Source organism: Microbacterium umsixpiens, assembly GCF_053543675.1.
The window spans coordinates 1-5,655 of record NZ_JBLVOH010000102.1 but is presented as its reverse complement, the minus strand read 5'-3'; the positions used below and the strand labels follow the sequence as shown (position 1 = coordinate 5,655).

The 5,655-nt window shown below is 68.5% G+C and carries 5 protein-coding genes; all 5 read right to left on the bottom strand.

All coding sequences use genetic code 11. The features are described from left to right. Positions 1-1,034: thymidine phosphorylase (locus tag ACNPM4_RS10460; RefSeq protein ID WP_448985622.1), on the bottom strand; the 1,034-nt coding region annotated here is incomplete at its 3' end. Further along, on the bottom strand, positions 1,031-1,429 hold the full coding sequence (locus ACNPM4_RS10455) for a cytidine deaminase (protein ID WP_029262551.1): 399 nt from the start codon (positions 1,427-1,429) through the stop codon (positions 1,031-1,033). The genes ACNPM4_RS10455 and ACNPM4_RS10460, both read right to left, overlap by 4 nt. 25 nt (positions 1,430-1,454) lie before the next feature. Next, the gene (locus ACNPM4_RS10450) at positions 1,455-2,738 is read right to left on the bottom strand and encodes an ABC transporter permease (protein WP_029262552.1); all 1,284 of its coding nucleotides are present in this window, start codon (positions 2,736-2,738) and stop codon (positions 1,455-1,457) included. Next, positions 2,738-4,057 carry an ABC transporter permease gene (locus tag ACNPM4_RS10445; protein WP_029262553.1) on the bottom strand — a complete coding sequence of 440 codons (1,320 nt, stop codon included), beginning with the start codon at positions 4,055-4,057 and terminating at the stop codon, positions 2,738-2,740. Before ACNPM4_RS10445 ends, ACNPM4_RS10450 begins: the two co-directional genes overlap by 1 nt. After that, positions 4,054-5,568 (bottom strand): ABC transporter ATP-binding protein, encoded by a 1,515-nt coding sequence (locus ACNPM4_RS10440; RefSeq protein ID WP_029262554.1) that lies wholly within the window; start codon positions 5,566-5,568, stop codon positions 4,054-4,056. Before ACNPM4_RS10440 ends, ACNPM4_RS10445 begins: the two co-directional genes overlap by 4 nt. Positions 5,569-5,655 lie beyond the last annotated feature (87 nt).

The following is a 5,655-nucleotide window of genomic DNA, read 5'->3' as shown; positions in this document are numbered from 1 at the left end:
TCCATGCGCGTCATCACCCCGTCGGCCGGGGCCGTCACGACGTGCGTCTCCCGTGCGGTCGGCAGCGCCGCATCGGGGTCGCCGTCCTGGGCGCGGATCATCGCCTTCCAGGTGTCCATCGCGCGGCCGTCGTCGAGCGCGGCTTCCACGTCGGCATCCGGCTGTCCGGCGAGGGCGAGCATCTCCCGTGCCAGGGCGAGGGTCAGCTCGCGGACATCGGCGGGGCCGCCGCCGGCGAGGATCTCGACGGATTCGCGGACCTCGTTGGCGTTGCCGATCGCGAGTCCGAGCGGCACGTTCATGTCGGTGAGGAGCGCGGTCGTGGCCACGCCGGAGTCGGTACCGAGCGCGACCATCGTGCGCGCGAGTTCGCGGGCGCGGTCGATGTCCTGCATGAAAGCGCCGGAGCCGAACTTCACGTCGAGCACGAGCGCGTCGGTGCCCTCGGCGATCTTCTTCGACATGATGCTCGACGCGATCAGTGGGATCGCCTCGACCGTGCCGGTGACGTCACGGAGGGCGTACAGCTTCTTGTCGGCGGGCGCGAGACCCGAACCCGCGGCGCAGATGACCGCGCCGACATCGCCCTGCATCTGCGCGAACATCTCCTCGTTGCTGAGGGCGGCGCGCCAACCGGGGATCGACTCGAGCTTGTCGAGCGTGCCGCCGGTGTGGCCGAGTCCGCGACCGCTGAGCTGGGGAACGGCGACGCCGAACGACGCGACCAGCGGGGCGAGCGGCAGGGTGATCTTGTCGCCGACGCCGCCGGTGGAATGCTTGTCGACGGTCTTCTTGCCGAGCGAGGCGAAGCTCATCCGCTCCCCCGATGCGATCATCGCGTCGGTCAGTACGCGGATCTCATCGCGCTCCATCCCGCGCTGGAAGATCGCCATCGCGAACGAGGCCATCTGCGCGTCGGAGACGTAGCCGCGGGTGTACGCGTCGATCATCCACCGCAGCGCCGCCTCGGGAACCGCACCGCCGTCGCGCTTGGCGCGGATCACGTCCACCGCGTCGAAGGGCTCAACAGTCATCGTGCTTCCTCCAGGTCGCGCGGCCCGAATGCATCGGGCAGCACCTCGTCGATCGTGCGGATGCCGGAGACGGTCTCCAGCAGCATGCCCGGCATCGCGTGCTCGAACAGCAGCTGCCGGCAGCGTCCGCACGGCATGATCGTCTGTCCGTCGTTGTTCACGCACACGAAGGCGACGAGCTGGCCGCCGCCCGACATGTGCAGATCGCCGACGAGGGCGCACTCGGCGCACAGGGTCACGCCGTAGGAGGCGTTCTCGACGTTGCAGCCGGCGACGATGCGGCCGTCACCGACGAGGGCCGCCGCCCCCACGCGATAACGCGAATACGGCGCGTACGCCTTCGTCATGGCATCCGTGGCGACCTGGCGCAGTTCATCCCAGTCGATGTCTGTCATTGCGATGCTTTCCTCTTCCGACCGGCTAGGACTTTATGTAGGGCTTGCCGTCGGCGGCGGGCGCCTTGATCTGCCCGGCGAATCCGGCCACGGCGAGCAGCGTGACCAGGTACGGCAGCATGAGCATGAACTCACCCGGGATCGGCGTCTTCAGGATCGACAGCAGGTTCTGCAGGTTGGTCGCGAAGCCGAACAGCAGCGCGGCGAGCGTGGCACGGATCGGGTCCCAGCGGCCGAAGATCACGGCGGCGAGGGCGATGAAGCCGAGTCCCGCCGTCATGTCCTTGCCGAACTGCGGCACCGAGACGAGCGTGAAGTACGCACCACCCATGCCGGCGATCGCCCCCGCGAGCAGCACGTTCCAGAATCGGGTCGGGTTCACCTTGATGCCGACGGTGTCCGCGGCCTGCGGGTGCTCACCCACGGCACGGAGCCGCAGACCCCAGCGGGTGCGGTACAGCCCCCACGCGACCACGGCGACGGTGATGAACATCAAGTATCCGATGAACGTCTGGTTGAACAGGACGGGCCCGATGATCGGGATGTCGCTGAGCACCGGGATCTCGACGCGCGGGAACCGGACGGGGGTGTTCAAGGTCGTCTCGTTCGGTGCGAGGAGTGCGCCGTAGAGGAAGCCGGTGAGACCCGTGACGAGCACGTTGAGCACGACACCGACGATGACCTGCTCGACGAGGTACTTGATCGCGAACGCGGCCAGCACGCTGGCCACCAGCACGCCGCCCACCATCGCGCCGATCAGACCGACGAACGGGTTGCCGGTGATGCTCGAGAGCAGGGCGGCGGAGAATGCGCCGAGCAGGAGCTGACCCTCGATCGCGACGTTCACGACACCGGCGCGTTCGCCGATGACGCCGCCCAGAGCACCGAACACGAGCGGTACCGACAGCGACACCGCTCCGAACAGCAGGCTGGTGACCGGAACGAGTCCCCCGGCCGATGCCCAGACGAGGAACGCGAAGACGGCGAGCACCCCGTAGGCCACGACCAGCCACAGCGAGGGCTTGCGGTAGGTCCATGCCCGGAGGAAGGCACCGACGGTCAGGACCACCAGGATGCCGAACACGACCCAGAAGGTCGAGGCGGTCGGCAATGCCACGTCGGGCAGCGAGAGGGCCGAGGACTGGTCGGAGAGGCGGAACGTGCTGGTGCCCGAGCGCGGCACCGCGAGGAACAGCAGCGCCAGCAGCGCGGTCGCTGCGGCGAGGACGATCGGCGCCTTGAGGTGCCGCTCCTTGACCGTCGCGAGCTGCACCGTGCCGTCGGCGGCCTGGGTCTGAACGAGGGACATCATGCCATCACCGCCTTCTTCGCGGCCTTGGCTCTTGCCTTGGCAGCCTTCTCCGCATCGGTCTTCGGAAGGAAGAACACCGTCCGCAGCAGCGGCGGCGCCGCGATGAACAGCACCACGAGCGACTGCACCACGAGCACGATGTCGACCGGGATGTCCTGCGCCTGCATCGAGAACGAGCCCGCCTTGAGCGCCCCGAACAGGATGCCGGCGGCGAACGTGCCCCACGCACGGCTGCGGCCGAGGAGCGCGACCGTGATCGCGTCGAAGCCGATGCCGGCGTCGATCGTCTCGGTCACGCCGGTGGTGACGGCGCCCTGGATCTGGTTCATGCCGGCGAGACCCGCCAGGCCTCCGGCGAACAGCATCGCGTAGACGTAGATGCGCTGCACGCTGATGCCGGCGGCGCGTGCCGCATGGGGGTTCTCCCCCACCGCGCGCATCCGCATGCCGAGCGACGAGCGCTCGATCAGCCACCAGACGAACAGCGTCGCGACGATCACGATCACGAAGCCGAGATCGAGCAGCGGGAACTGCGGACCGAGCAGGGTCGGGAACTGGGCGCTCTGCGGCGTCGCCGAGCCGAGTGCCTGGTTGGTGCCCGGCTTCTGCAGCAGACCCGGCGTGCGGATCATCCACAGCAGCAGGTAGTACGCGATGTAGTTGAGCATGATCGTGAGGATCACCTCGTGCGCACCGGTGCGCGCCTTGATGAGCCCCGCGATGGCACCCCAGAGAGCACCGCCGGCGATACCGGCGATCAGCGTCACCGGGATGTGCAGCCAGATCGGCAGATCGAGCGAGAAGGTCAGCAGCGCCGCGACGGCGACACCGATGAGCATCTGCCCACGGGCACCGATGTTGAACAGGCCGACGCGGAACGCCAGAGCGACACCGAGGCCGGCCGCGATCAGCGGAGCCGCGAAGCCGAGGGTGTTCGTCAACGGCCGGATCTGGGCCGCGAAGTCCGCGCCACGGGCGTTGAAGATCGCTCCGCGGAACAGCGCCTCGTAGCCGTTGTACACGGCGTTCCAGGCGGCGACGAACGTGTCGCCCGGCTGCGCGAAGAAGTACACCGAGGCCGTCTGCACGTCTTCGTTCGTGAAGGCGATGAGGATGCCGCCCACGATCAGTGCCAGGACGATCGCGAGGATCGTCGTGACGGCGTTGCCGCGGAGGATCTCCTTGAGGATGAGGTTTCCGCGCGGAGGCGGCGGCACGTCGGAGGGGTCGCGCGGGACGGTGCCGGTGCTCGTGGCGAGCTCCTGCGGCGGGATCCCCTTGGTCACATCTCCTGCGCCGGGCGTCGCTCCGCTCACGCGGCCACCTCCCCTTCGGCCGCTCCGGCCATCATGAGTCCGAGTGTCTCCCGAGGCGTGTCTCCGGGGACGATGCCGACGATCGTGCCGCGGTACATGACCGCGATCCGGTCGGCGAGAGCCGCGACCTCGTCGAGCTCCGTGGAGACGACGATCACGGGGATGCCCGCATCGCGCGTCTCGATGATCCGCTTGTGGATGAACTCGATCGAGCCGACGTCCACGCCACGGGTCGGCTGCGCGGCGACGAGGAGCCGCAGGTCGCGGCTCATCTCCCGGGCGATGACGACCTTCTGCTGGTTGCCGCCCGACAGCGTGCCCGCCGGCGTCTCCGGCCCCTGCGTGCGGATGTCGTACTCGGTGATGCGCGCACGGGCGAACTCGTCGAGAGCCGAACGGCGCAGCGTGCCGGCGCGGCTGAACGCCGGGTCGTCCGAGCGGTCGAGGATGAGGTTCTCCGCGACGGAGAAGCCGGCGACCAGCCCGTCCTCCGTGCGGTCCTCGGGGACGAAGCCGACGCCGGCGTCGAGGATGGCGCGCACGCTCTTGCCGACGAGTTCCTTCCCGTCGAGCACGATGCTGCCTTCGACGCGGGCGGCGAGGCCGACGATGGCCTCCACCAGTTCGGTCTGGCCGTTGCCCTGCACACCGGCGATCGCGAGGACCTCGCCGGGACGGACGGCGAGGTCGACGCCGTCGACGACGATCGCGCCCGTGGCGGTGAGGACGCGCAGTCCCTTGACTTCGAAACCGCCCTCGCCCAGGCGGGGCGGGTCCTTGTGCACGGTCAGCTCGACCGCGCGACCGACCATGAGGGAGGCGAGCTCCGCGTTCGTCGCGGTGGGAGACGCCTCGCCGACGACCTTGCCCAGACGGATGATGGTGATCTTGTCGGCCACCTCGCGCACCTCGCGCAGCTTGTGCGTGATGAACACGATCGCCGTGCCCTCGTCGCGCAGCTGACGCATGATGTTCATCAGCTCGTCGGTCTCCTGCGGGGTGAGCACCGCGGTCGGCTCGTCGAAGACGAGCACCTTCGCGTCGCGCGACAGGGCCTTGATGATCTCGACGCGCTGCTGCACGCCGACGGGCAGGTCGCCCACGAGCGCATCCGGGTCGATGTCGAATCCGAAGCGGGCGGCGACCGAGCGCACGTGCTCTCGCGCCTTCGCGATGTCGAGCCTGCCGAGCGCCTTGGTCTGCTCGTGACCGAGCATCACGTTCTCGGCCACGGTGAAGACCGGGACGAGCATGAAGTGCTGGTGGACCATGCCGATCCCCGCAGCCATCGCGTCGCCAGGACCGCGGAAGCGCTGCACCTCGTCATCGAGGAGGATCTCTCCCTCATCGGCCTGGTACAGGCCGTAGAGGACGTTCATGAGCGTGGACTTGCCCGCGCCGTTCTCGCCGAGGAGCGCGTGGATCTCCCCCGGCTCAACCACCAGATCGATGTGGTCGTTGGCCACGAGGCTACCGAATCGCTTGGTGATGCCGCGAAGTTCGAGCTTCATATCTGCACCTTATCCAGAAGAGTTATCCAGAAGAGTCATCCAGGAGAATCGTCGTCCGTCCACGGCACGGGGCGAGTGGCAGCCTGC